General features: G+C 64.9%; 29 protein-coding genes. 13 read left to right on the top strand and 16 right to left on the bottom strand.

Annotation, left to right across the window (positions count from 1 at the left end):
- Nucleotides 1–178: 178 nt before the first annotated feature.
- Genes GGR90_RS15115 through GGR90_RS15105 form a run of 3 tightly spaced genes read right to left on the bottom strand, consistent with a single transcriptional unit; the run spans nucleotide 179 to nucleotide 5,884 of the window.
- Nucleotides 179–3,388, bottom strand: a complete 3,210-nt coding sequence (locus GGR90_RS15115) for an error-prone DNA polymerase (RefSeq protein WP_167922239.1) — start codon at nucleotides 3,386–3,388, stop codon at nucleotides 179–181.
- Nucleotides 3,385–5,190, bottom strand: coding sequence for a DUF6504 family protein (locus GGR90_RS15110; protein ID WP_167922238.1), 1,806 nt, complete (start codon nucleotides 5,188–5,190; stop codon nucleotides 3,385–3,387). The genes GGR90_RS15115 and GGR90_RS15110 overlap by 4 nt, the downstream gene beginning before the upstream one ends.
- Nucleotides 5,096–5,884: an ImuA family protein gene (locus GGR90_RS15105; protein ID WP_228383753.1), complete on the bottom strand. Its 789-nt coding sequence runs from the start codon at nucleotides 5,882–5,884 to the stop codon at nucleotides 5,096–5,098. Before GGR90_RS15105 ends, GGR90_RS15110 begins: the two co-directional genes overlap by 95 nt.
- Nucleotides 5,885–6,106: 222 nt before the next feature.
- Here GGR90_RS15105 and GGR90_RS15100 point away from each other — a divergent pair, with 222 nt between their 5' ends.
- Nucleotides 6,107–6,664: a cytochrome b gene (locus GGR90_RS15100; protein ID WP_167922237.1), complete on the top strand. Its 558-nt coding sequence runs from the start codon at nucleotides 6,107–6,109 to the stop codon at nucleotides 6,662–6,664.
- Nucleotides 6,665–6,676: 12 nt separating this feature from the next.
- Here the strand turns inward: GGR90_RS15100 and GGR90_RS15095 are convergent, their stop codons facing one another.
- Both GGR90_RS15095 and GGR90_RS15090 read right to left on the bottom strand, forming a co-directional pair.
- On the bottom strand, nucleotides 6,677–7,114 hold the full coding sequence (locus GGR90_RS15095) for a DUF1810 domain-containing protein (RefSeq protein ID WP_167922236.1): 438 nt from the start codon (nucleotides 7,112–7,114) through the stop codon (nucleotides 6,677–6,679).
- Nucleotides 7,111–7,728 carry an SOS response-associated peptidase family protein gene (locus tag GGR90_RS15090; protein WP_167922235.1) on the bottom strand — a complete coding sequence of 206 codons (618 nt, stop codon included), beginning with the start codon at nucleotides 7,726–7,728 and terminating at the stop codon, nucleotides 7,111–7,113. Before GGR90_RS15090 ends, GGR90_RS15095 begins: the two co-directional genes overlap by 4 nt.
- 55 nt (nucleotides 7,729–7,783) lie before the next feature.
- Between GGR90_RS15090 and GGR90_RS15085 the strand changes: the two genes are divergently transcribed.
- A complete protein-coding gene (locus GGR90_RS15085; protein ID WP_167922234.1) occupies nucleotides 7,784–8,296 on the top strand; it encodes an SOS response-associated peptidase family protein in 513 nt (170 codons plus the stop codon).
- Nucleotides 8,297–8,545: 249 nt separating this feature from the next.
- Here GGR90_RS15085 and GGR90_RS15080 read toward each other — a convergent pair whose 3' ends face one another.
- Entirely contained in the window at nucleotides 8,546–8,896 is a 351-nt protein-coding gene (locus GGR90_RS15080; RefSeq protein WP_280740907.1) for an HU family DNA-binding protein, read from the bottom strand.
- A 65-nt stretch (nucleotides 8,897–8,961) separates the two neighbouring features.
- On the opposite strand from GGR90_RS15080, the gene GGR90_RS15075 reads away from it, so the two are divergent.
- Nucleotides 8,962–9,867 (top strand): endonuclease/exonuclease/phosphatase family protein, encoded by a 906-nt coding sequence (locus tag GGR90_RS15075; RefSeq protein ID WP_209023795.1) that lies wholly within the window; start codon nucleotides 8,962–8,964, stop codon nucleotides 9,865–9,867.
- 211 nt (nucleotides 9,868–10,078) lie between these two features.
- Here GGR90_RS15075 and GGR90_RS19660 read toward each other — a convergent pair whose 3' ends face one another.
- Nucleotides 10,079–10,207 (bottom strand): hypothetical protein, encoded by a 129-nt coding sequence (locus tag GGR90_RS19660; protein WP_280740884.1) that lies wholly within the window; start codon nucleotides 10,205–10,207, stop codon nucleotides 10,079–10,081.
- 162 nt (nucleotides 10,208–10,369) lie between these two features.
- On the bottom strand, nucleotides 10,370–10,870 hold the full coding sequence (locus tag GGR90_RS15070; protein ID WP_167922233.1) for a hypothetical protein: 501 nt from the start codon (nucleotides 10,868–10,870) through the stop codon (nucleotides 10,370–10,372).
- 341 nt (nucleotides 10,871–11,211) lie between these two features.
- Here GGR90_RS15070 and GGR90_RS15065 point away from each other — a divergent pair, with 341 nt between their 5' ends.
- Together GGR90_RS15065 and GGR90_RS15060 are read left to right on the top strand one after the other, a co-directional pair.
- Nucleotides 11,212–11,835, top strand: a complete 624-nt coding sequence (locus GGR90_RS15065) for a DUF6088 family protein (protein ID WP_209023794.1) — start codon at nucleotides 11,212–11,214, stop codon at nucleotides 11,833–11,835.
- Entirely contained in the window at nucleotides 11,832–12,872 is a 1,041-nt protein-coding gene (locus GGR90_RS15060; protein WP_167922231.1) for a nucleotidyl transferase AbiEii/AbiGii toxin family protein, read from the top strand. Before GGR90_RS15065 ends, GGR90_RS15060 begins: the two co-directional genes overlap by 4 nt.
- Nucleotides 12,873–13,034: 162 nt before the next feature.
- Here the strand turns inward: GGR90_RS15060 and GGR90_RS19300 are convergent, their stop codons facing one another.
- A complete protein-coding gene (locus tag GGR90_RS19300; protein ID WP_209023793.1) occupies nucleotides 13,035–13,292 on the bottom strand; it encodes a hypothetical protein in 258 nt (85 codons plus the stop codon).
- On the opposite strand from GGR90_RS19300, the gene GGR90_RS15050 reads away from it, so the two are divergent.
- The gene (locus GGR90_RS15050; protein WP_167922229.1) at nucleotides 13,281–14,981 is read left to right on the top strand and encodes a hypothetical protein; all 1,701 of its coding nucleotides are present in this window, start codon (nucleotides 13,281–13,283) and stop codon (nucleotides 14,979–14,981) included. The genes GGR90_RS19300 and GGR90_RS15050 overlap by 12 nt on opposite strands.
- Here GGR90_RS15050 and GGR90_RS15045 read toward each other — a convergent pair.
- Genes GGR90_RS15045 through GGR90_RS15030 form a run of 4 tightly spaced genes read right to left on the bottom strand, consistent with a single transcriptional unit; the run spans nucleotide 14,934 to nucleotide 17,330 of the window.
- On the bottom strand, nucleotides 14,934–15,842 hold the full coding sequence (locus GGR90_RS15045; RefSeq protein ID WP_167922228.1) for a HesA/MoeB/ThiF family protein: 909 nt from the start codon (nucleotides 15,840–15,842) through the stop codon (nucleotides 14,934–14,936). The two genes, GGR90_RS15050 and GGR90_RS15045, sit on opposite strands and share 48 nt — an antisense overlap.
- Nucleotides 15,839–16,387, bottom strand: coding sequence for a hypothetical protein (locus GGR90_RS15040; RefSeq protein WP_209023792.1), 549 nt, complete (start codon nucleotides 16,385–16,387; stop codon nucleotides 15,839–15,841). Before GGR90_RS15040 ends, GGR90_RS15045 begins: the two co-directional genes overlap by 4 nt.
- Complete coding sequence (locus GGR90_RS15035) at nucleotides 16,345–16,674, bottom strand: hypothetical protein (RefSeq protein WP_167922227.1); 330 nt, start codon at nucleotides 16,672–16,674, stop codon at nucleotides 16,345–16,347. The genes GGR90_RS15040 and GGR90_RS15035 overlap by 43 nt, the downstream gene beginning before the upstream one ends.
- Complete coding sequence (locus tag GGR90_RS15030) at nucleotides 16,671–17,330, bottom strand: multiubiquitin domain-containing protein (RefSeq protein WP_167922226.1); 660 nt, start codon at nucleotides 17,328–17,330, stop codon at nucleotides 16,671–16,673. Before GGR90_RS15030 ends, GGR90_RS15035 begins: the two co-directional genes overlap by 4 nt.
- A 137-nt stretch (nucleotides 17,331–17,467) precedes the next feature.
- Between GGR90_RS15030 and GGR90_RS15025 the strand changes: the two genes are divergently transcribed.
- Nucleotides 17,468–17,827, top strand: coding sequence for a helix-turn-helix domain-containing protein (locus tag GGR90_RS15025; RefSeq protein ID WP_167922225.1), 360 nt, complete (start codon nucleotides 17,468–17,470; stop codon nucleotides 17,825–17,827).
- Between the two features lie 15 nt (nucleotides 17,828–17,842).
- On the top strand, nucleotides 17,843–18,469 hold the full coding sequence (locus GGR90_RS15020) for a DUF2026 family protein (protein WP_167922224.1): 627 nt from the start codon (nucleotides 17,843–17,845) through the stop codon (nucleotides 18,467–18,469).
- An 84-nt stretch (nucleotides 18,470–18,553) separates the two neighbouring features.
- Here the strand turns inward: GGR90_RS15020 and GGR90_RS15015 are convergent, their stop codons facing one another.
- The 3 genes from GGR90_RS15015 to GGR90_RS15005 form a co-directional block, all read right to left on the bottom strand.
- Nucleotides 18,554–19,483: a HEPN domain-containing protein gene (locus tag GGR90_RS15015; RefSeq protein WP_167922223.1), complete on the bottom strand. Its 930-nt coding sequence runs from the start codon at nucleotides 19,481–19,483 to the stop codon at nucleotides 18,554–18,556.
- Between the two features lie 83 nt (nucleotides 19,484–19,566).
- Nucleotides 19,567–19,890: a DUF736 domain-containing protein gene (locus tag GGR90_RS15010; protein ID WP_167922222.1), complete on the bottom strand. Its 324-nt coding sequence runs from the start codon at nucleotides 19,888–19,890 to the stop codon at nucleotides 19,567–19,569.
- 323 nt (nucleotides 19,891–20,213) lie between these two features.
- Nucleotides 20,214–20,615, bottom strand: a complete 402-nt coding sequence (locus tag GGR90_RS15005; protein ID WP_167922221.1) for a MerR family transcriptional regulator — start codon at nucleotides 20,613–20,615, stop codon at nucleotides 20,214–20,216.
- Nucleotides 20,616–20,689: 74 nt separating this feature from the next.
- On the opposite strand from GGR90_RS15005, the gene GGR90_RS19525 reads away from it, so the two are divergent.
- The 5 genes from GGR90_RS19525 to GGR90_RS14980 all read left to right on the top strand — a co-directional run bounded on the left by GGR90_RS19525 (nucleotide 20,690) and on the right by GGR90_RS14980 (nucleotide 24,804).
- Nucleotides 20,690–21,544, top strand: coding sequence for a cation efflux transmembrane domain-containing protein (locus GGR90_RS19525; RefSeq protein ID WP_245198717.1), 855 nt, complete (start codon nucleotides 20,690–20,692; stop codon nucleotides 21,542–21,544).
- A gap of 66 nt (nucleotides 21,545–21,610) precedes the next feature.
- The gene (locus GGR90_RS14995; RefSeq protein WP_342449950.1) at nucleotides 21,611–21,985 is read left to right on the top strand and encodes a DUF3703 domain-containing protein; all 375 of its coding nucleotides are present in this window, start codon (nucleotides 21,611–21,613) and stop codon (nucleotides 21,983–21,985) included.
- A gap of 28 nt (nucleotides 21,986–22,013) precedes the next feature.
- Complete coding sequence (locus tag GGR90_RS14990; RefSeq protein WP_167922220.1) at nucleotides 22,014–22,316, top strand: hypothetical protein; 303 nt, start codon at nucleotides 22,014–22,016, stop codon at nucleotides 22,314–22,316.
- Between the two features lie 51 nt (nucleotides 22,317–22,367).
- Nucleotides 22,368–23,639 carry a TolC family protein gene (locus GGR90_RS14985; protein WP_167922219.1) on the top strand — a complete coding sequence of 424 codons (1,272 nt, stop codon included), beginning with the start codon at nucleotides 22,368–22,370 and terminating at the stop codon, nucleotides 23,637–23,639.
- A 4-nt stretch (nucleotides 23,640–23,643) separates the two neighbouring features.
- Entirely contained in the window at nucleotides 23,644–24,804 is a 1,161-nt protein-coding gene (locus GGR90_RS14980; protein WP_167922218.1) for an efflux RND transporter periplasmic adaptor subunit, read from the top strand.

Raw genomic sequence — 24,804 nt, 5'->3', positions numbered from 1 at the left:
TGTTCGAACCCGAAATACCACCTATAGTAACTATAGGTTCAAGCACCTGGCCGGAGCATTGATCGGCTTACGCGACGACCGGATTGATTTCAGCGACCGATCGAGTGCGATGCGATAGGCATGTGCCCCGCGAACGCCAGACGAATGTGCCGGTGGGATTTCAAAGCCTCTTCCTACCTCAATGGAAATCGTGACTGCGAACGCGCAGCGGCCCATCGCGTGAATCCGGTCCTCCGCCGTTTCGCGCGCCGTCTCCGCGTCCCGGCGCAATGGAAAGGTCGCCGCGCCCGACCTGCCGCAGCATTGCATCATGATCGATAATCCGGTCGCAGATGATGTGGATGATCTCGCCTTCCTTCTGGAGCCGACCGCGCATCGCGATCATCGAGGCCGACATGACGGGACGCCTGTAGATGTCGAACCGGTCGGGCCAGAGAATGCCGTTGGCGATGCCTGTCTCATCCTCGATCGTGACGAACAGCACGCCTTTCGCCGAGCCGGGCCGTTGCCGCACGAGGATCACCCCTGCGACCTCGATGTTCCGGCCATCGCGAATAGTCGCCAGATCGGCGCAGCGAACGATGCCCATGGCATCGAGTTCATCCCGCAAGAAGCTCAAGGGATGCGCGCGCAAACTCAACTGAAGCGTGCGATAATCCTCGACCACCTCGCGTCCCTCGGTCATCGGCTGGAGCGCGGTGGCCGGTTCGAGCCCTTCGGGCGAGAAGCTGGCCTCGCGCGCGTCCGCCGCCGCGAACAGCGGCAAGGGCGCCTCACCAAGGCCACGCACCTTCCAGAGGCCCTGCCGCCGGTCCTCCGACAGGCAGGCAAATCCATCCGCTTCGGCGATTCGCTCGATCGCGGCGCGCGGCACGCCGGCGCGCCGCCAGACATCCTCGACGCAGTCATAGGGAACATCGCCGCGGGCACCGACGATCGCGGCGCCATGGAGATTGGCGAGTGAGCGGACTTGGCGAAAGCCAAGGCGCACGGCGAGATAGCGCTCTCCGCTCTCCTCCAGCGTGCAATCCCAATGGCTTTCGTTGATCGAGACCGGGCGCACCTCGACCCCATGGTTCCGCGCGTCGCGCACGATCTGCGCGGGCGCGTAGAAGCCCATCGGCTGCGCGTTGAGCAAAGCCGCGCAGAAGACATCGGGATGATGATGCTTCATCCAGCAGGACGCATAGGCGATCTTCGCGAACGAGGCGGCATGGCTTTCCGGAAAGCCGTAGGAACCGAAGCCCTCGATCTGTTTGAACGTGCGCTCGGCGAAGTCCTTCGGATAGCCGCGCTCGACCATGCCGCCGACGAGCTTGTCGTAGAAATGCGACACCCCGCCGGTGAGCTTGAAGGTCGCCATCGCGCGGCGCAGTTGGTCGGCCTCGACTGGCGTAAAGCCCGCGCCCACGATCGCGACCTTCATCGCCTGCTCCTGGAAAAGCGGCACGCCCAAGGTCTTCTCGAGCACAGCGCGAAGCTCGGGCTTCGGATATTCGGGCTTTTCCTTGCCCTCGCGCCGCCGCAGGTAGGGATGGACCATGTCGCCCTGGATCGGGCCGGGCCGCACGATCGCGACCTCGATCACGAGATCGTAGAAGCATTTGGGCTTGATGCGCGGCAGCATCGACATCTGCGCGCGGCTCTCGATCTGGAAGACACCGAGCGTGTCGGCCTTCTGGATCATGCCATAGACCGCCGGATCGTCGTCCTGCAGGTCGGCCATGCCGACATCGACGCCCTTGTGATCACGAAGCAGGTTGAACGCCCGGTTCATGCATCCGAGCATCCCCAAGCCCAGCACGTCGACCTTCATGAACTTGAGAGCGTCGATATCGTCCTTGTCCCATTCGATGATCTGGCGGTCCTCCATCCGCGCCGGCTCGATCGGCACAAGATCGTCGAGCCGCTCCTCGGTCAGCACGAAGCCGCCCGGGTGCTGGGAGAGGTGCCGCGGCGTCCCGATGAGCTGGCGCGCGAGATCGAGCGTCAGCCGCAGTCGGTAATCACCGGCGTTGAGGTTCAGCTCGGCAATGCGCTCCTCGGGGATGCCATCGACCGACCAGCCCCAGACGAGGCCGGTGAGCATCTTGGTGAGGTCGCGCGGCAGGCCGAGCGCCTTCCCCACCTCGGCGACCGCCCCGCGCGTTCGGTATCGCGTGACCACGGCGGTCAGCGCGGAGCGGTGACGGCCGTAGGTCTCGTAGATCCACTGGATGATTTCTTCGCGCCGCTCATGCTCGAAGTCGACGTCGATATCGGGCGGCTCCTTGCGCTCGCCCGACACGAAGCGCTCGAAGAGCAGCTCGTGCTTGATCGGGTCGATCGAAGTCACGCCGAGCAGGAAGCAGACGCAGCTGTTCGCGGCCGACCCGCGCCCTTGGCACAATATGCCGCGCCGCCGGCTCTCGGCGACGATCGAATTGACGGTGAGGAAATAGGGCGCGTAGCCGAGCTCGCCGATCAGGCGCAGCTCATGCTCGATCTGTTTCCGATAGGCAGGCGGCACGCCGCCCGGAAACATCCGGTTCGCTCCTTCCTCGGTCAGCGCCGCCAACGCCTCCTGCGCGGTGCGGCCTTCCATCACCTGCTCATAGGGATATTGGTAGCGGATCTCGCCAAGATCGAAGCCGCAGGCTGCCGCGATGTCGGCGGTCGCCGCGATCGCGTCCGGGAACAGCGCGAAGCGCCTTTCCATCTCGGCCGGGCTCTTCAGCGCCCGGTCCATGAAGCGTTCGCGCTTGAACCCGAGTGCATCGACCGTCGTCTTCTCGCGGATCGCGGTCAGCACGTCCTGCAGCGGGCGCCGTTCGGGCGCATGGTAGAGGATGTCGCCGAGCGCGACGGCCCGCACTCCCAATTCCTGCGCGAGCGCGTCGAGCGCGCGAAGCCGCGCGAAGTCGCCGGGGCGCCGCCGCAGCGCCAGCGCGAGATGGGCGCGCGCGCCGAAGGCGCCCTGCAGCTCGGCGAGATCGAGCCGCGCCCGCTCATCGGCTTCACCGGGCAGGAGGATCGCGACGAGGCCCTCGGCCGAAGACGCGACGTCGGGCCAGTCGAGCCAGCAATTGCCCTTGCCGCCCCGCGCCTTTCCCAAGGAGAGCAGCCGGGTCAGCCGCGACCAGGCCGCGCGATCGGTCGGATAGAGGAGGATCGAACGCCCGTCGCGCAGGTCGACGCGCGTCCCGGCGATCAGCCGGACGCCCGTCCCCTCCTGTCCCGACAGGCCGCGCACCATGCCGGCGACACTGCCCCGGTCGCAAAGCCCGAGGGCCGAATGGCCGAGGGCAGCGGCGGCCGCGAACAATTCCTCGGGCGAAGAGGCCCCCCGCAGAAAGGAAAAATGGCTCGTGGCGTAGAGTTCGACATAGGTCGTAACGGGGTCCGTCATCCGAACACGCCGTGCATGTACCAGCTGAGATCACCCGTCTTGTCGGTGATCGCGTCGCCGCGGCGGAAGAGCCAGAAGCGCTCGCCGCTTGTCGCCTCGACCCGGAAATAGTCGCGAACCGCCCACATCTCGCCGGGACGACGCCACCATTCGCCATGGATGCGCTCGGGGCCGTCGCCCGCGACCACGGCATAACTCCGCCCGCGCCAAGCGAAGCGGCGCGGCGGATGGTCGGGAAGCAAGGCGACGACGCCTGACAGCGCTTCGGGCCGCGCGAGCATCCGGATCGGCCGCGGCCAGACGGGCCAGCCGGCAGGCTGGGCCAAAGGCCCGGCGCGCGAGATCGCGCGCTCGGGGACATCGCTTTCGATCGCTGACAGGCGGAACAGCGCGGCATCGCCGGCGCGGCCGGCCAGCGCATCGACGAGCGGAGCGAGGTCGGGCGCCTGGCGTGCCGTGTCGAGCACGGCGGCGATCGCCTCGGGCGCCAGCGCTTCGACCTGCGGCGCCGCGAGAACCATCGTCTCGATCCCAAGCCCCGGCTCGATCCGGTCGATCCGGAGCCTGAACAGGCGCAGCAGATGTTTCGCGTCGCGCGTCGCGCGCGCCGTCCCGACGGTGACGAACTGCGCGCCCATGTCGAGCCGGTCGCAGCGCAAGACGAGGCTCCGCACGCCGAGACTGCGCTCGCGCAGCGCGAGCACGAGATCGCCGAGCAGGTCGGCGATGACCTGCTCGATCGCTTCGGCGGTCCCGATCGGTTCGAGCAAGGAACGGCGCGCCTCGGGCATGTCGAACGGCACGACGGGAACGATCGGCTCGGGTACGAACCCCCGCGCCTGGTCGAGCCGCTCGACCGCGCCGCGCCCGAGCCGCCGGGCCAAAGGCCCGCGCGGCATTGGATAAAGGTCGGCGATCCGCTCGATCCCGAAGCGTGCCGCCGCGGCGAGCGCCTCCGGCGCCAGCCGGAGCGCCGCCAGCGGCAAAGGCGCCAGCGCCTCGCTCTCGCCTCCTTCCGGCAAGATCCGCACGCCCGCGCCGCCATAGCGTGCGAGCGCGTGAGCGGCGCCGGGCGTGCCGGCGATCGCGACACGCGCGGTGAAGCCGAGGCGCCGCAGAAAACCGAGCAGACGCGCCGCGAAACGCTCTTCGCCGCCGAAGAGATGCGTCGTGCCCGACAGGTCGAGCCACAGCCCGTCGGTGCCCGACACCGCCGCCGTCGGCGTCCAGCAGCGGGCGGCGTGGAGCGCGAGTCGATCGAGCCACGCGCGATCGGCGTCGGGTGCGGCGTCGAGTAGGTCGAGATCGGAGACCAGCGCGCGCGCATGGGCGGCCGCCATGCCGGGCACGAGGCCGAGATCGAGCGCCGCCGCACAGGCGGCCGTCACGAGGTCACGCTGGCCGGTTCGCGCGACGACGATCGTCGGACGGAGGCCCCAGAGCGGCGGCAGCGGCGCAGCGATCCCGCCCGACGTCCCGTCGTCCGAGCGCAACGCCCGGAACACCGGTGCGGCAGCTTCGCTCCGCCGTCCCAGCTCGCGCATCGTCGGTCGCTGGTGCGCCGGGAGGGCGTCGAGCGACGGCTCGCCGGAGTGCGTGCCTTGCGCCCAGCGCGCGCCCGGACGCCAGCCGCCGCCGCGCGGCACCGAACAGGTGCCGGGATTGTCGTCGACAGGCTCGGGGAAGCGCGGACCCGCCCGCGCCCGATCAGGCGGCGTGCCCGAATGCGACGGTGTCCGTTCTGCCCGGCGCAACCGCTCGATCGGCAGTTGCGGCAGGAAGAGCGAGGCGACCCTGGTCATCGCACGCCTCCAGTTCGAGGGAAAAAGGCGGCCCGCCGCGCTGCCGGACCAGCTCGACATTCCAGCGCCCGCGCCCGACGCCGGGCGAGGCGAGGCGGCCGGACGACAAGGTGCCGATGCGCCAGCGGGTCATTGCGAGCGACGGATCGGCGAGCGGGCATTGGCCATAACGCCGGTACCGGCGATAGAGGATCATCGGCGTGTTGCCCTCGGATGCGGCCAGTTGCAGCCGGCGCGTCGCGGTCTGATCGGCCGCTTTCACTTCGGCAACGACGCAGGCGAGCGAACCATCGCGCAGCGCGTCCTCGCACAGCGCCAGCAGTTCCTTGTCGGTCCTGCCTTGAGCATAGAGCACGCGGTCCGGACCGAGCCCCGCCTGTTCGAGACCGGGGGCATAGAGATCGAACCGCGTGAGCGCCCAGAGCGCCGACACGTCGGGCGCCGCCGCGAAGCGCGACGCGATTCCAGCCGCGAAGAGCGTTGCCGCAGCGTCATCGCTCCAGCTTGCCGAGGCGCCCGTGACCTCGTGCAGGCCTGCGCCGTCGAGCCCGCCGCCAGCGAGAAGATGATCGACCGGCCCGACGCCGAACGGCAAGACCGGCCCGCGCGAGGCGGCTACACGCGCCACCGCCGCGCGAAGCACGTCGATATCTCTGGCACTTGGCCGAGGTGCAGATTGGGGCGTCGTGCTCATGGGAAATATCGACTCAAATGTTCCCTTTATGTTCCACCGAGTCAAAGGGCGCGTCAAGCGGGCCGCGACGAACCGCCGGGAATCGGTGCGCGCCTTCCGCCCGGCCTCTGTAAAAGCGAAACAAATTGGGCTCATGATCGTGACGGCTGCGTCCTGCTGACGGAACGAGGATCGCCGCCAAAGCATTGGAAGACCGGTGACGGACCTATTGCGAGGCGAATCATGCGTGAGAATCACAGCCGCTATTCCACCGTCTCGATCGTCCTGCACTGGACGATCGCCATCCTGATCATCGCCAATGCCACCTTTGGCGGCTGGATGGAGGACGCCTCGGACAGCGAGAAACTTGGCTATTATCAGCTGCACAAATCGGTCGGGATCACGATCCTCGCGCTCAGCCTTATCCGGCTCGGCTGGCGCTTCGGCCATCCCTGGCCGGCCTTCCCCGGCGGCATGCCGTCATGGGAACGGCTGCTCGCGCGCACGACCCATATTCTCTTCTATGTGCTGATGATCGGCGCGCCGCTTCTCGGCTGGGCCGCAGCGTCGGCGGGCGGCGCGCCCGAAGTGCCGCTTTACGGCGCCGTGCCCGCGCCCGATCTTCCGCTACCGCTGAACGAGGATCTCGCCGAAGCGCTCGGCGACATGCACAAGCTGATGGTGAAGGCCATTTACGTCGTGCTTGCGCTGCATGTTCTCGGCGCGCTCAAGCATCATTTTTTCGACAAGGACGAAGTGCTCCACCGGATGCTGCCGCTGTTTCGCAATCCGCGCGGCTGACACGCGTCGGCGTCACGGCATGCTGTCGTCGCGGCTGAGCAGGCCAAGGGTGCGCTCATCGCGCTCGCCGCCGAACCAGCGGATGAGCGCGGCGGAGAAGAGCGGCCGCCGGCTCACGGCCTCGAACAATGTCAGCGACGAACGCAGCTTGACGGCGTCGACCTCGCCGAAGACCGCCACCGGGTCGCTTGCTGGCAGGTCCTGGATCGCCTCGACGCATTCGGCATAGCGCGCGCCGAGAAGCGGATGGGCCAGATAGGCCCGCGCCTCATCGGCTCCCGCGAGACCGTAGAGCTTCGACGTCGCGCTTCGGCCAAGGCCTGCCAGCTGCGGGAATATGAACCACATCCAGTGCGAGCTCTTCTTGCCGCGGCGAATCTCGCCGAGCGCGCGCGCATAGATTTGCTCCTGCGCCGTCACGAACAGGTCGAGCCCCTCTTCGTTTGTCATAAGGCGAGAGCGCCTTGCGCGGGGGGCTTGCCATATACCTGCGTGACCTCGAGGCTGCCTTCGGGAAGCCATTTCAATATGTCCTCGGCCGGAACGCGCGGATCGAGCCAGGCCGCCCATTGATCACGCGCGAGCGGAATGATCTGGCGATGGTGATAGGGTGCGATGTCGGGACCGGCGTCCATGGTCAGGAGGCTGAAGGCTTCGCCGACATGGCTGTCGCGCCACACACCCGCCATGCAGAACCAGCGATGGTCCTTCAGCGTGAACAGCCACTTGTCGAGCCGCTTTTGCGCGGGGTCGGTGGGATCGGTGAACTCGTAGAAACCGTCGCAGAGGACGAGGCATCGCTGCATGCCGAGATCGCGGCGCTCCGAGCGCACATTATAGACCGGTTTGCCGCCCTGTCCGGGCCAGCTCCAGCGCCGGTTGACGAGCGATCCGGCGGCGGCGCCGTCGCTGCTCTTCACGATCGGCGCGGTATCGGTGATGCGGACATCCTCGCGCGCCGGCACGTTCGGTGCGCCCTCGGGCATATCGATCTTGATCTGGAGGTTGTCGAAGTCCTCGGCGATCGACGCGATGTCTATTTCGAGCCGATAATCATTGCACATGCGCGTCGGTCCCCTCGCCCTTGCGACTCAACATCGTTCCCATTATGTTCCACATATGGGTATCGCGCCAACCCCTTTCGATCCCGACGCCCCGAGCGGAGGCGTGCAAGCGCTCGTCCGGCGCAATCCCGACAATATGACCGAGATCGAAATGGTCAAAGCGGTTTGGGGTTCCGACCCGCGGTTTAGCGACGGGATCAATTATCGTTTCGTGCGCGCCGAGGGCCGCGCCTTCCCGGCGCGCCGCTGCCTGATCCCAGCGTCCGAGTTCCGCATGGGAACCGGCGATCACCGCTACCGGGTGACGCTCGACAGCGGCAATTTCTTCTATCTCGCCGCAGTGTGGGACCCGCCACTTGCCGATTGGCCGCTGTCCTACAGCATCCTCACCATCCCCGCGGGCGCCGATGTCATTCCTTATCAGTCGCGCCACGGCGTGATCATCCAGCGGCGCGACGCGAACCATTGGCTCGACGGGAGCCTGCCGAACGAGGTGCTTTTCGAGGAACCCCCGCGTCACACGCTGTTCGTTGAGCCTTTGCGCAAACAGGCGGAACTTCCGCTCTAGATCATGATGTCGCCGGCCCGAAGGGCCCGCACAACCGCACTCTTGGCGAGCCCGCAGCGGGGCGGCGTGCGATGCGCGCCCGTGCCTAGCCGCCGCCCCGCAAGGATAGCGAGCCGAGTGTGCCGCGCGGCCAAAACAAAAGTGCGACCCCTGGCCGAGCCTGCGAGGCCAGAGCGCGCTCATCAGATGCCGCGCCCGACATGCCGCCGCGCGGCCGTCCCGCCGGGCACGCCGGCGGGACGTACCGGCTCAGCCGTTCAGACGATCCTTGACGGCCTTCGCGGCGCCAAAGGTCAGCTTCTTCGAAGCCGCAATCTGGATGGTTTCGCCGGTCGAGGGATTGCGGCCTTCACGCGCGGCCGATTCCTTGACCTTGAACTTGCCGAAGCCGTTCACCGAGACTTCGTCGCCCTTGGCGGCGGCGTCGGTGATCGCAGCGAAAACGGCATCGACAGCCTTCTTCGCATCGGCCTTGCTCAGACCAAGTGCGGTTGCGACGCTGTCCGACAGTTCGGCGTGGTTCATAAAATCATCTCCTTGAACGGCCGGAAGGATCCCGGCCGGGCGGGCGCTATAGCGCCGCGAACGGATCGGCGCCATCTGCGACGCGCCAAGGCGCGGCACGGCGAGTTGCACTCGGTGGCGGCGTGCGGCAGTAGCGGCGGATGCTTCCCCACCGCCTCATCGCATCCGCCCTGCTCCTGCTGGCTGCCGCCTGCTCGCCCGCGACCTCCGCACCCGCAAACCCGTCTGCTCCATCGAAACCGCTCAAGCTTGCGAGCTGGAACCTGGAATTTCTCGCCGCGAGGAACGGCGAAGGCTGCAACCCCAGGGATGACAACGATTATGCCGCGATGCGCCGCATCGCCGGCGACCTCGACGCCGATGTGATCGCCTTTCAGGAGGCCGAGAATGAGGCCGCCGCCGCACGGGTCTTCGACCCCGCCAAATATGTCGTGATCATGGAAGCCCGGAAGGGCGCGCCGGGCGGCACCTGCGGCGGCAAGTTCCCGTCGCAGACGGTGATCCGCCAAGCGGTCGGTTTCGCGATCCGCAAGGACATGGCCTTTGATCGCCATGCCGATGTGACGTCGCTGATGCGCGGCAACGAGCAGCTTCGCTCGGGCGTCGACATCACGCTCCGCCCCGAGGGCCGCACACCGATCCGCCTTCTCGGCATCCACCTCAAGTCGGGCTGCTTTTCCGGGAGCGAGGCGAAGGCCTGCCCCATATTCCAGGACCAGATTCCGGCGCTCGAAGCCTGGATCGACGCGGCCGCCGCCGGGCCCGATCGCTTCGCGGTGCTGGGAGACTGGAACCGCCGGCTCGCGCTTCCCGGCGACGCGATCTGGACCGAGATCGACGATGGCGATCCGGCGAACGCCGACCTGACGCTCGCCGACGCGGGCCAGCCGCCGGCCTGCGACCCGCGCTATGACAGTTTCATCGATCATATCGTCCTCGACCGGCGCGCCGCCGCCGACCGGACGGGGTTCAGCGAAACGCTCTATGCGCCCGGCGAGAAGCATTATTCGGACCACTGCCCAATCGCGGTCACGCTGCGGCGATAAAAAAATTCCGCGCCTCGAAGAAGGCCACGGAACCATCGCGTTCCCGGCACGTTTCACTTACCTGTCCAGACGAAAGAATGGCAGAATTTGATGGCATCTTCGGATGCAATCTAGGGAAGCCCCGCTGCAGAGATGTAGCGGGGCTTACCATTTCCGGAGGCTAGATCAGCGCGAAGCGATGCCGAAGGCGAGGCGCCGCGCGGCCCGTCCATCACTCCGTTTCAGGCACATCCTCGACGCTCTCACGACCGTCGTCATCTGGAAGGGGAACCTGCTCCGGAATTTGCTCAGGGCCGGTCGGCAGAGAATCGGGGTGCGGATCGGGCGGTGCGCTTGCCATCAGAAATTCCTTGGTGGAATAATGAGGCAACGGCGCTTTAGCCTGATCGTTCCGTCATCGTGTCAGGAAGGCGCGGCCAGCACCGCGCGAGGCATAGCTCTACAGGCTATATTCGGCAAAACCCCTATATTTGCTGCGCAGTGAATTCGCGTCCAACAGCTTTTAGCTTGAGGGCAGAGGCCTAGCACGGCTGGGACGGTCAGCTCCGGTAGAAACCTTCAGTTCGTCGATATTCAAAGGTCCATCTGCCAGAAAGCCAACTAGGCCTGCCGCGACGAGCTCTACGTCCCCAACTTTTGCGGCGCCCGGTAGAATGACATCGAAAGCCTCGGTAAGCAGCTTTAGCTTCTCATCCACCTCCTTAACTCTGTCGCCATGCGCGACTGCATTCCGCAGCTCGTTGAAACGAAACAGCGCGCGACCCAGTTTATCGCCCGCGTCAGCCGAGCCCTTCCACGCCGCTTCCAATACCGATAATTTTTGACCGAAGCCGAGGCCCCGCAGCTTCTCTGATCTCGGAAGCAATCGAGCCAGCATGACGTCCATCTCGCGCTCTAAAGCGGCATGATAGGTTAGAATGATGCCCGCACGATCATCTAATTTCGCCCGTGCTTGTCCAAGCCTTCGAAGTCCCTCGAACTGATCGTAGCCGACCTTTCCCACGCTATTCTCCTATAGTGTTAGCAGCCGGATACGCATTCGCAGGTGTCCCGCACTTAGAATCTCATAGAATCCAGCCAAAGGGAATCCGCGTTTTCTGGTCGCTCTTCGGGCGATGGTCCAAGAGTAGCGGAGTCTCTGGCCTATGCGGCTGATGCTGTCCGAAGCGTACAGCATATTTCGGACAGAGATGTCTGAACATTGCAGCATGCTTCGGACAGTCACGTCCGAAGCGCACTACATTTTTCGGACGAAATAGGCTAGACTTTGTCCGAAAAATGCTGCATGCTTCGGACATGGTGGGGAAATCGTCCGGAGCCGACGATGATGTGGGCAGGAACATCATGCGCCGAGTGAAGCGAAAGCCGGGCCAGGCATGGACCCCGGCCGACTTCAGCGACCTCGGCAACCGGCAAGTCATCGACAAGAATTTGCAGCGCCTTACCAAGGCGGGGGAACTGCGCCGCATCGATCGCGGCCTCTATGACCGTCCGACGCATAACCAGCTCACCGGCAAGCCGTCGGTCCCCGACTATCGCGCGGTGATCGAAGCGGTCATCCGCCGCGACCAGGCGCGTATGGTGGTCGACGGCATGACCGCCGCCAACGACCTCGGCCTGACAACCGCCGTGCCCGCGCGGATCGAAGTGCTGGTCGACGCACGGCTGAAGCCGATCACGCTCGGCAATCAGGAAATCACCTTCAAGCATGCGGCGCCGAGCCGACTTTACTGGGCAGGCCGCCCGGCAATGCGCATCGTGCAGGCGCTCCACTGGCTGAAGGATGTCATCGACCGCAGCGAGGAAGAGAGCAGCCGCGTCCACGCAGCGCTCGCTTCGATCTTGTCCGATCCGCGCCACGGACGGGTCCTCAGAAAAGATCTGAAGGACGGCCTCGCTGCGCTGCCGATCTGGATGCAGGACTTCCTGCGCGACCTCGTCACCCCGGCACGGGCAAAGCGCGCGTGACCCGCGCCGGCTACAGAGAGATCATCGCCTCGAAGGAGGCCGACCGCCGCGACCTGTTTCTCGCGGCGGCGAACCGGCTCGGCACGCCGCTCGGCAATGTCGAGAAGGATTTCTGGGTCTGCTGGACGCTGGACCAGCTCTATCACGAACGCGGCGCCGATCAGCCGCGGTTGCTGTTCAAGGGCGGCACGTCACTCTCGAAAGCCCATGGCCTCATCAAGCGCTTCTCCGAAGACATCGACGTCACCATCTATCGTGATGATCTCGGCGAGGCCGCGAGCGTCGAAGAGCTGGAAGCATTGTCCGGAAAGAAGCGCCAGGCACGGCTCGACACCATCCGCGATGCCTGCAGCGCCTATATCACTGGTCCGTTGCAGGCAGACCTCTCGGAAAGGCTTGCGGAAGCAACGGACGGTGCAGGACGGATCGAAATCGACAAGTCCGATCGCGACGCCCAGACGCTGCTCGTCTGGTATCCGTCGCTCGAGCATGACGAAGCGAGCTACATCAAGCCTGCGGTACGTATCGAATCCGGCGCCAAGTCAGCGCTCGATCCGAATCGCGCAGCGATCGTCACGCCCTATGTCGCCGAAGAACTGCCCGACCTCGACCTCGCGGTAACCGACGTCACGACGATCGACGCCGAGCGAACCTTCTGGGACAAGATCGTCATCGCGCACGGCCTGCGCAGCTGGTTCGATCACCGCGGCGTCCTCAAGAACGAGGGCCAGCGCATCTCGCGCCACTATTATGACCTGCATTGCCTTGCGGATACCACGCTTGGCCGCGAAGCGGTCACCAAGGATGAACTCGGCGCCGATTGCGTGCGTCATGCCCGCATGTTCTTCAACCGTCCCGACTTCGACCTCGCCTCGGCGGCGAAGGGCAGTTTCCACCTCGTTCCGGCCAAGGAGATGCGCGAGGCGCTACGCCGCGACTATGCCGCCACCGAGGCGATGATCTTCGGGAAGGCCCCTGCGTTCGACGAGATCATTGTATCCACAGAAAAAATCGAAGCCATGGTGAACGGCCGATGATCGCCTTCATCTCCATGAATTCGGAACCGAAATTCCTGAAACGCCCGCAAAAAACCACGCGCGCCTTTAAGGAATACTGCAGTTTTGGGGCTAAACGGCGGCAATATTCGTTGCCGACTCGCCCCGTGTTTCGTAGCGAAAGCGAATCATCGCGCCCTGCCGTCACGGCAGGGCGCCTTCGATTCGCGAGGAGGACCCATGAAAAATGGTATAAAGTTGCTCGCGGATGACACCTACGGACGTGTAGAGATTTCCAATCGCAAGGAATTCAAGCACTTCAATCTCCGGCCTTCGAAGAAGGCGGTGGAAGAAATCGAGCGGCTCGAAGAGCTGACGCTCGCAGCCGAGCAGCGCCTCGGAAATTTCGTCGTCGGCTCGAACCGCGGCTGACTGGAGGGCAATCGCCGAATGCAGGCTCAAATTCAGGTAGGACCCCTGCTATCCGACGAAGACTGGACTGATCTGGCCGAATTGATGGGAGCGGACGAGTCCCTGCTCGTGCAGCAGTTGCTGGGGGACTACAGGGCGGCGGGCGCCAAGGCCTATCTTCTCGAGCGCGCCTATATCGACCGCGACTTCTCGGCAGCCTATTCGGCTTTCTATTCCACGCTATTCCATCCCTACCTGAAATACTGCCAGCGCTTTCACTTCTTCGGCTGCGATCTCTCGCACCTTGCCACGATCGGAAGCGCCGAGGGCCTGTCGCGCGAAGTGGAATCGCACGCCGGCGAGTATCTCGGCTATGTCGTGCTGCGCCCTGTTTCGCACGCGCCGGTCGCCGCAGCGGTGATTTCCGCCGCCGCGATCGCCTCCGACCCATCTACAATCCTCGACGTGACAGCCGACTATCCCGTGCATGTCGTTGGCGCGGACCTCACGGTCACCGGCTTTCCGCTTACCCAGCAGGATACGCGGGTTGGTGCATGCGCGCAGGCAGCGATCTGGATGGCCGGACGCCATTTCCATCGCGCGCATGGGGGACCTTGGTTCTCGATGCCCGACATCAATGATGCGGCGCTCAAGCCGACAGACAATTTCGTGACCCGGTCGCTTCCGGCGGGCTCGGAGTTTCTGCGGCCCGACAATATCATCCGGGCCCTGCGCGCGATGGATCGTCACCCGGTCTTCGATCTCGGCAAGGCTGCGGTCGAACAGGGCGTCGGTATCAAGCCGCTGCAAGAGGTAATCGGCCGCTATCTCGATTCCGGCATTCCCGTCCTGATCGGGCTGAAAGGCCGCGATGGCGCAACGGTCGGCCATGCCGTGGTCGCGATCGGAAGGGTCATGCGCGAGCGTGGTGAAGACGATCTGCCCGATGATCCGACCTCGGCGGAACTGATTTCGCACCTCATTGTCGCCGACGATCAGCGCGGGCCGGTCTGCCGCCTCCCGGTTTATAAGGACGACGCGCTCCCCGAAGGGACACCCGGCGCCTATCCGTGGACGCTTGAAGAAGATGCGGTCTATTCGGTGACGCCGCTCCCCGGAAAGGTGTTCATGTCCGGCGAGATCGCCGAGACCCTGAGCCGGGACTTTCTTGCAAGCTGCGTCGACCGTCTGGACGAATATCGCGAGCTTGCCAAAATGCGCGCGGGCGAAGGCAGCGCCGCGCTCGGCAAGGCCATTGCCGTCGACCCCTCCTTTTTCGCGGTCCCTCCATCGAGGCTCGTGGCACGAACCTACCTTACCTATGGCTGGCGATACAAAGGGCGCGCGCTGCGCAACAGGCTTCCCGAGATTTTCAAGCTCGAAATCTTTCGTCACCAGTACCCACGCTATGTCTGGGTAACCGAATTCTCGCTACCCGACGATCTTCGCGGCTTCGATCAGTGCCAGCGGAAGGTGCGCGCCCATGTCGTCGTCGACGCCACAGGCAGCAAATTCGGCGAGAGCATGCTTATCGTCCAGGTGCCGGGACTGTCGATGTTCTGGACTTTCGACGCCGACAGCCCGACCCAGACGTACAATCTCATCTTCCGCGCGACCGACGAAGCCGAGCCTTTTCTGCCCAAGGTCCGCAACTGGTCCGACTTCGATCAGTGCGAAATGCCCGACAACGGATCAGGGGCGGAAGCCCAGCCAGCCGAGCGTGCGGCGCCACCCGGATAGGCGAACGGGCAAGGGATCGATGCTCACGGAGTCCGGCTCAGGCTGCCTCACAGGCTGCGGCCGCCGGATGTCAAACAGAGGATCGCCGGTCTCGCACGACCCATGGTGCCTGCATTCGTGCCCGATAACGGCTTTCAGACGGTTGCTCGTCGCCACCTGCTGACGATTGCCGTCATATTCGAGATAGGCCGAGGCGAGCGGCTCGCGCATCCAGGGCGTGAGCAACTGCATGACAAGGCCCACGGCAAGCGAGGCCAGCACGCCATTGGGCCAAACCACCTGGGGCTTGCCGCCGGCGTCGCCATATTTCTGCGCTTCCTGCTCGAGCCGCGCGTCCGTGAGGATGCCGAGGCACCACAGGCACGGACCGCCCGGCGAGGACAGGATGACCTGCCCGCCGATCGCGAACTGGGCGCCGAGGTCGTGCACGTCCATTCCCATGTCGATATAGGGGATCATCATCCGGCGGCAGAAGGCCTCGAGCTCGCTTCGTTCGCGATAGGAATCGACGCCGCCGACGATGATGTCGCACTCGGCGAGCTCCCCGGTAGCATCCTGCCACTTGCGGGCGAGCCCGAGGAAGCGCGGCGCCGCAACGAGACCGCGCACCATCCGCTCGGCGACAGCTGCCTTCGCCATCTCGTCGCGGGCGTCGACCGCAGTGGCGCCGACGAGACGGTTGAGGTTGCTATCCTCGACGATATCGGGATCGACGCACACAAAGCCGCCGATGCCGACGTGGGCTAGCTGCTGGACGACATGCGAGCCGCCGCCGCCGAGGCCAACGATACCGATCGTCGCGGCGCGGAGCCGGGCGTCGCAGTCGGGCCCCAGAAAATTCTGCCGATCATAGCGGCTCATGACGACATTCCTTCGGTCCAGAGGGGCGCCCCGACCGCGGTGAAGCGGGTGATCGGGAGCGGCCCGTTGCCGCGCGCGAGCCAGAGGTCGCCCGCCATATTGTCGGCGCTCAGCACGATCGCACCATGCGGGACGTGCGCTGCCACGTTGAAGAAGTCGGGCACGAACTTCGCGTTCTCGCGAGTATCGACGCCGCTGAAACCGGGGCGGCCGCGATGCTCGTGCATATGGACATGCAAGGCGGCGGTGCGCGACTGGTAGCTGCGCTGCAGCGCCTTGCGGATGGCTTCCGACCCCATCATCGCGCCGACGCTGGGGTCGTCGACATAGTCGGCATCCTCGACGGGGTGATAGGCCTGCGCCAGAAGGAACAAGCTGCCCTCGCCGATGCGCGACACACCCGCGGTGATCCACCCGACACGCTCATAGGCGAAGGGGTGGCGCCGCTTGAGATCGACCCGGATAACGTCGAGCAGCGACTTGCGGATCTTGAAGTGGACGTTCACCGGAACGCCGCCAGATGATTTGCGAGGATCGAGGTCCATGGTTGCTCCGCCACGATGTAGTTCCAGGACCATGTGAACCAGGTCCGGGTGAAGAGGTTGTGCTGGGTCCAGTTCGCGAGATGACCGGGGACGGCGGCATCGAGGAAGAGCCGCGTCTTGTAGCCGCTGTGCTCATGCGGGCAGAGTAGCGCATCGCGCGTCACCGGACCCGTCCGCGTCGCGATCACCAGCTCGGGCAGGTGGACGAAGGTGCGGCCGCCTTCGACCAGAGCGACCGCGTCCGGGTAGATGGCCTGGACACGGTCGAACTGATCTTCGGCGTTCACGAAGAACCGCCCTGGCGAACGTGGCTGATGAACTTCATGCGCGCGATCACGCGGATCGCTTCGCCGGGCTGCAGGGTGCGGAAGCTGCCCTGCTTGTCGACGATGTCGAGATCGAGATCCGCCGACACGCCGAGCGCGTCCTTCAACGTCTCGGTCGTATAGTCGCCGGCGAGGATACGGACCTTGTCGCCGTTAAGCTCGACATTCACATAGCGTGGCTCGTCGGAGCGATCGGCCGTATAGAAATGCTCGACCTCCTTGCCCTTCAGGCTGACGGTCTCGCCATCTTCCACCAGATCGTCCTTGCCGCCTTTCGGGTCATAGAAGATGTCCTTGCCGGCGGGAACGCGGGCGAGATCGCGGAGTTCGGCGCCGCTAATCTCGTCCTTGCCCCAAGGGAAGCGGCGCCCGTCGACGACGAGGAAGAAGAGACGATCGGCCTTCACCGAGCTGAACACTTCCTTGCCGCTGCCGCGCAGATCGATTTCCTCGGCGAGGTTGATGTCCTCGAGCAGGCCGTCGCTCTGGCGGTAGAAGAGCAGATATTCGTCGACCGGGATGCGGCCCGCGATTTCGAGCAGGTCACGGCCCTTGACCAGCGGGTCATTGAGCTGATGTTCGACGCCGTCGATCGTGATCGCGAAGCGCCTGGACATGGAATTCTCGTTCGTCACAACAGTTCTCCATACAAAGGCACTTGCGCCTTCTTTACGTTTTCGACATGATGACCGTGTCGATAACGCTAAAATAGGAATCATGTCGATTATGTCAATATCTTCATCGCGAAATCGCCATGACGGATAATGCCGGAACGGGCGATGCATTCCGGAAGCGCCTCGCAACAGCCCGGGATTCAAGGAAAATCAGCCAAGGTGAGCTGGCAAAAAAAACCGGGCTACCGGCCAGCTCGATCTCGCATTTCGAGGGGGGCGGCCGCAAACCATCGTTCGATAATTTGCTCAGGCTCGCCGATGCCCTTGATGTGACGACCGACTATTTGCTCGGGCGCAGCGACGATGTCGGCACCTCGGTAGCCGCGCAGAAGCTCCAGAAGCATCTCGACGGGCTGAATTCTTACGACCTCGATATCGCGGAGAAGTTCATCGAGGTGCTGGCCAGCAAATCGTCGAAACCCCCTTCCGATAAAGCGTGAAGGGAACGGCCACGCGTGACCAAATTTATCCTACCGCTGGGTGAGTTCAATCGGATTCACCAGCTTATCCACGGCGCAATCAGGGCAGAGGGGAACCCGGGTCGCGCCTGTACCCTGTTCGCCTGCATCGGCGCTCTGATCCTCAACAAACACTATAATATCAAGAGTCGCGCGGTGGCGGGCGGTTTCGCGATGTGTGTTGAGCCGGAGAAGAATTTGTTCTTCGGCCGGGACGCCGGCGGCCGGCTCGAGATGGATACGGACGCTTTCCATATGTGGATACAGACTCCGACGCATATCATCGACTTCATGTCGCCCTTGTATCAGGAGGCCTTTGCCGAGGTGCAGGCCGAGACGGCGATTCCGCGAAAGATGTTTCAGAAGCGCCACGAAGCCGAGGCGGCAGGCCTGGACGAGCTCAAAGCGCCTGGCGACTTTTATGTCATGCCTGACACCGACCTGACGGAGCACCTCATCGACAGCATTTTGGAGCGAGACATAAATCGCGACTTTTTCAACATCGTCGATCATTGGTTTGGAAAGAGACGCGGGAAGCAGCGCCCGACGCTGACGATCGGTAGTACCGACGGGATCATTCGGGACCTGACGTTACCGACTACCGTTGCGCTTGGGTCCTGGTAGGCGAAGGAGCAATGCTCATATCTCGGCCGAGACAGCCGAGGGTAAAGCTCGCTTCGAGCGCTGTCGCGGAAGAAGTAGCGGGCCTTACCCCGCCTGACGCGCTGTCGCCTCAAGCTCAGCGATGCGCTCGCGGCAGATAATCTCGACGATATCGGCGAGCTGCTGAACCCGCGCGCCGAGCCATTCCAGTTCGTCGGCGGTGATGCTGTAATGCTTCGAATAGCGCGCTTTTATGTATGCTTCCTTCAGCTTTTCGAAGCGCGATCGGTCAGCCTTCGCCTCGCGTGGCCAAGCCTCAAATAGCCGCTCATCAATCCGTTCTGCCTGCGTGCGGAGAAAGGCAAGGTTGTGAATGTGTGGCGTGTTAAACGTGCAGACCAGAAGAGCGCAGTGGTAAAACCGCTCGGTGGCCTGGTGCAAATCAAAGGCTGCCTTTTTCAGGTCCCCATCTTTGACAGCATACCCGTATCCGCGGACAAAGCTCTCCGCACTTGGATACCACTCCTCGAAATATTCTTGCGCCATCTCAAGCGCCGCATGCGGCGTCATCGGCTTGGGCTCTGCGAGCTCCTTTCCGTCGGCCTCGTATAGCGCGATCCCGTCACGAGCGACGTCGATGAAGAAATAGCGCCCCTGCGTAAGTCCGGAATTCACCTCGTCGAGGCTGTGAACGATGAAGTTCACCGGCGTGCGGAGCCGCTTCGTTACCGACAGCTCACGAATGAGCCGATCGTCGAGCTTCGACCAATAGTCTGCCCGATCGGTCAGCCGCTTGTCGTTGACGATGATCAGCAGGTCATAGTCCGACTGATAGCCCTTGGCCGTGTGCGGCTCGTCGACCCAGCCGCCGCGCGCATAGCTCCCATAGAGGATGATCTTGGAAATCCGGCCCTTGCGCTTCCAGTCCTGCGTCGCGAGCGCCAGCGCATCCTCGAATTCCTCGAAGATGATTTCGACGACGCGCTCGATCTCGCGTTGCTTGTGCGGGGGAAGATGGTCGAGGCTGCTCTGCATTGGGGTCACCCTAACAAGGTGGCGGCACCCTTGCACCCGGAAGATTGTTCCGATGTGCAAGGATGCCGCGAGACGGGCGCCGGTCAGTCGGCGGGTGTCCAGATGATCGCGAAGATATCGTCGCGATCCTGCCCCGCGGCCCGCCCGAGATTGGCGTAGATGCGCCGCGGCCCGAACTCGGGGGTGGCGAGCGAGAGCGACACATAGGGGCGTCCGGATTGCTCGGCGACGCGGATCCAGCCCGCACCGATTTCGACGCCGTCGGACCAGACGCGAAAGTCCGGCTGCACGTCGGCCGACTTGCTGCCGTTCGGGCGGATTTCGATCGGCGCCTTGATCGACAGCGTGATGAGCTGACCCGAAAACCCCTTGTCGATGCTGCCGCTGACGATGCCGATACTCGCCATGTCGATACTCCTGCTGTTGGCCCGAGACCATCGCGGGCGTGGAGCCGGGCAGGACGGCGGATGAGGCGGGCGCGCACCCGCAGGGCCGAAGCAAAGCGGCGGAGCGGGACGAAGTCCCGCTTGCGCCCCCGCCGCCGCCGGCCAGTTTGGCGAAGCGCATCGGGATGGTCGCGGACGTTCCGGGTATCGACGTCAGAGGATGGTCGACGCCATCGCCGGGCAGTTTGTCGGGATCGCCGGTTCGGATGGAATGGCGCCAACGCGACCATAGGGATGTCGCCCGACGTGGACCTCTCGATATATTCGCCGCTTCGGCCTAGCAATCAGTCCCGCAGCGCGTCGAGGACGCTACATTGCTCGACGGTCGTGTGGCTGCAAATATCGAGCAGCCCTTCGAGCGTTCCCTCGAGCGATTTCAATGCCGCGATCTTCTCCCGCACTTCGACGAGGTGCCGCGAGGCGATGTGATCGACGTCGGCGCAAGGCGTGCCTTCAGGCGTTTCTGAGATCGACAGCAAGCTTCTTACCGTGTCGAGCGAAAATCCGAGCTCGCGCGCCTTGCGGACGAAGGTCAACCGGTCGCGATGCTCTGCGCCGTAGATGCGGTGCCCCCCGGCACTTCGGCCCGGTTCGGACAGGATTCCGATCTTTTCATAATAGCGGATGGTGACCACCTGACAGCCGGTCAGACGCCCCAGATCGCCAATCGAGAAATTTTCCTGCATAAAGTGCTTGAACCTATAGTTGCTATAGGTCGTATAAGCCCGCGCGAACCAATTGCCAACCACGGAACGCGATCATGGATAAATGCTGCGGCGACGGCGAAGCCGCCTCGAAACCTGTCACCGAAACCAGCGGATGCTGCGGCGAACCGGCCGTGAAGCCGCCCGTGGTCGACAGCTGCTGCGCGCCTGCCTCGACCTGCTCGAGCACGGCCGCCAAGGCGGCCGCGCCGGTAGCGCCGGTGACCGCCCCGGTGCCTGTCGATGCCACCCGGCATTTCGCCGGCGATGATTGCTGTTCGGCAAAGGAAGACGAGATCGCGGCGCTCGGCGCGCATGCGGACGTTCGCCGCGTCCTCCAGATCGTGCTCGTCATCAACCTGGTGATGTTCTTCGCCGAGTTTACCGCGGGCGTCTTCGCGCGTTCGACCGCGCTGATGGCGGACTCGGTCGATATGCTCGGCGACGCGCTGGTCTATATTCTCAGCCTGTACGCCCTCGAACGGAGCCTTCGCTGGCGCGCAGGGGCCGCCTTGTTCAAGGGCGGGATCATCGCAGCCTTCGGTATCTGGGTCGCGGTCGAGGTTGTGCTGAAGCTCACCGGCAACATCGTGCCGACGGCCGGAACGATGGGCATCTTCGGTTTCATCGCCCTGGCGGCCAACCTCACCTGCCTCGCGCTGCTTTACCAGCATCGCAATCGCGACGTGAATATGTCGAGCACCTTCGAATGCTCGCGCAACGACGTCATTGCGAACACCGGTGTGATCGTCGCTGCTGCCGGCGTCTGGGCGACGGGGTCGGGATGGCCCGATATCCTTGTCGGGAGCGTCATCGCGATCATGTTCTTCCGGTCGGCGATCCGCGTTCTGAGCCAGGCGTGGCCGCAGTTTCGTAGCGAGCGCCCGACGGTCGCAGCAGCGCTAGACTGATTTACGATCTCGGCCGAGCCGGGGCGGCAGGCCGGGAATGGCTTGAAAAGGCCAAAAGGGGGGAATGTGGGGAAGATAGACCGGACACTGGCCCAGGCCCTGATCGCGGCGGAGCTTGGCCGCTACCGCTCGGCGCGCAGCGCGGGCGACAGCCGGTCGGCTTGGGACGCGCTGGAACGCGCGCACATCGTCGCGCAGCCATTTTTCGTGCCCCATCTCGCGTCGCACTGGCACATGCTTCGCTTTGCGGTCGCCTCGGGCGATTGGGGCGAAGCGGCGGGCCAATTGTTCCGGCTTGCTCTGGTGCCGCTCGGATCGCTGAGCGGCCGTTTGCCGGCCGGCAACACCGGCAGGGCGAATGTCAGCGCCTTCAAGCCGATGCCGATAGCCCGCGATCTCGAAGCTTTGATGTCGCAGCGCAGCGCCGGATTGCGGGAATGAACAGGTGCGCAGACTGGCGAGCGCGTCCATGCGACTGATGATCATCATCGCGGTGCTGTTTTGCAGCCTCCACCTTCCCGCGAGGGCAGGCGCCGATGTGCCGGTGAACCAAGCCGCCACTCACATGGCGGCCGCCCATGGCGACGGCCTCGAGGCGGGATCGACGTCACCGGCTGCGGGCAAGCATGTCTGCCCCGCCGCTCCGGATCTTATGGCAGCGGCGGCTCCGATCCTCAGGACCGGTCATTGCGCTCCCTTGTTCGTCGGACGCGTTATGCCGCTCCCGTCACTCACCATCCCTCCCCTGCTCGATCCGCCCCTCGCCATCTGAGCGCATCCGCCGCAAGTGCGGCGATGTTCCAGATCGATAGAGGATGGATTTATGTTCAGGTTCGTCGCTGCCCTGGTGGCAGCCACATCATGCGTCGCAATCGCGCACGCGCAGGAAGCCGGCACCGAGAGCCGGCAGATATCGGGCCCGCTCCTGACGCTCGACGAGGCGGTCGCGCTTGCGGGCGGCAGCGCTCCGGCGGCCGAGGCCGCCGCCGCAAATGTCGATGCTGCGAGTGCCGCCCGGCGCGTGGCGGGCCTCAGGCCCAACCCCGCGCTTTCGGTAGACGTCGAAAATTTCGTCGGCACGGGCCCCTATAATGGCGTGAACGGGGCAGACCTCACGGCCAGCGTCTCGATCCCGCTCGAACTCGGCGGCAAAAGGCAGGCGCGGATTGCGGTCGCCGATGCGGCGACGCGGCGCGCGCAAATCGCCCAGGCAATCGCCGAGGCCGACATCCGGCTGCAGGTGACCGAACTCTATATCCAGGCCTCGGCGGCCGAGGTGCGGGTCGCCGTTGCCGAGGACCAATATCGTATCGCGGGCGACACCGCGCGCGCTGCTACCATTCGCGTCCAAGCCGGACGCGCCTCACCGCTTGAACAGGAGCGTGCCGAAGTCGCGCGCCTGACCGCAGAAGCCGAGGCCGAAAAGGCCCGGCGGCTCGCCGATGCCGCCCGCTCAAACCTCGCCCGCCGCGTCGGCCGTCCGATCACGGGACCGCTCGACATTGCTGTCCTCGGTGGGCCTGCAAGCGGAACCATGGGACCACCGCGGCCGACCTCAGCCGCGGGCACGCTCGCACTGGCGGCGGCCGATGCCGATCTCGCCACCGCCGATGCCGGCGTCCGGCTCGCGCAATCGCAGCGCGTACCCGACCTGACCGTCGGGCCGGGCGTTCGCCGTCTGGAGGCGACCAACGACGTAGCGGCGGTATTCAGTGTCTCGGTGCCGTTGCCGCTGTTCAACAACGGACGCGCGGCAGTCGATCAGGCCAATGCCGAACGGCGGCGCGCCGACGCCGAGCGCCGCGTCACCGCGCTCGACGTCGAGCAGCAGATCAGCGAGGCCGAGGTTGAGGCGGCCAACGGCGCCGCCGCGGCACACGTGGCGAGCGGCCCGGCTTTGTCGGCGGCGATGGAAGCCGCCCGCATTGCCCGCATCGGTTACCGCGAGGGCAAGTTCGGGCAACTCGAACTGCTCGATGCGGAGCGGACGCTGACCGACATGCGCACCGCGTCGATCGAAGCGCTCGCCTCCTATCAACTCGCCAAGGCCCGGTTGGAACGCCTCACGGCTCCCGCGCCGCTCGAAGGAAATTGACCCCATGACCATTATCATCAACCGAAAGCTGCTGCTCGCTGCGGCCCTCCCGCTGTTCCTTGCCGCCTGCGGCGGTGGCGAAAGTGCGAAGCCTGCCGATGCGCATGGCGACGAACATGGCGAAGAAGAGGCGGGCCATGCCGACGAAGGCCACGTCAAGCTGACCGACGAGCAGATCAAGATCGCCGGGATCGCGCTCGGCCGTCCGACGGTCGGCAACGCCGGTGCGCTGAATTTGCCCGCGACGATCGAAGGCGACCCGCAAGGCACGCAGGCGGTGTCGGCTGCGATCGGCGGACGTGTCGTCGCGCTCAATCGCAATCTTGGACAGAGTGTCGGCCGCGGCCAGACGCTCGCGATCATCGAAAGCCGCGAGGCCGCCCAGCTCCAGGGCGAGGTCCAGGCCACCCGCGCCCGTCTCGCGCTCGCCAACTCCAACCTCGCCCGCGAGGAAAGGCTGTTCGCGCAGCGCGTGTCGCCCGAACAGGATGTGATCGCGGCGCGCACCGCTGCGACCGAGGCAAAGATCGCCTATCAGCTTGCGCAGCAACAGGTGTCGGCGGCTGGCGGCGGCGGCGGCCAGCTCAACCGGATCGCGATCGCGGCGCCGATCTCGGGCCAGGTGATCGCGCGCAGCGTCGTGCTCGGCCAGACGGTGCCCGCCGATGCCGAGCTGTATCGCATCGCGAACCTCTCGAGCGTGTCGCTGTCGCTGAGCCTTCAGCCGGCCGACGCGGGACGTATCCGCCCCGGCGCCGCCGTGTCGGTGAGCGCCCCCGGGCGCCAGGCAACCGGCAAGATCAGCTTCGTCTCGCCGGCGCTCGATCCGGCCACGCGGCTCGTCCCGGCGATCGCCATCCTCGACAATCGCGCCGGGCAGTGGCGGGTCGGCGAAGCGGTCACCGCCTCGATCGCGCTGGCTGGCGGTGGCGGAGATGCGTCGATCAGCGTCCCGTCGACCGCGATCCAGACCGTCGAAGGAAAGAGCGTCGTGTTTGTGCGCACCAAGGACGGGTTCACCGTGGTGCCGGTCGTCCTCGGCGACCGCGCCGGCGCCAATGTGATCGTCCGGTCGGGCCTCAAGGGCACCGAGCAGATCGCCATTACCAACAGCTTCGCGCTCAAGTCGGAAATCGGCAAGGGTGAAGCCGGCCATGAGGACTAA

Source organism: Sphingopyxis italica (assembly GCF_011926545.1).
In the GTDB taxonomy this organism is placed as follows: Bacteria; Pseudomonadota; Alphaproteobacteria; order Sphingomonadales; family Sphingomonadaceae; genus Sphingopyxis; species Sphingopyxis italica.
Note: the sequence above shows the minus strand (reverse complement) of the source record. Positions and strands in the feature narration are given on the sequence as shown.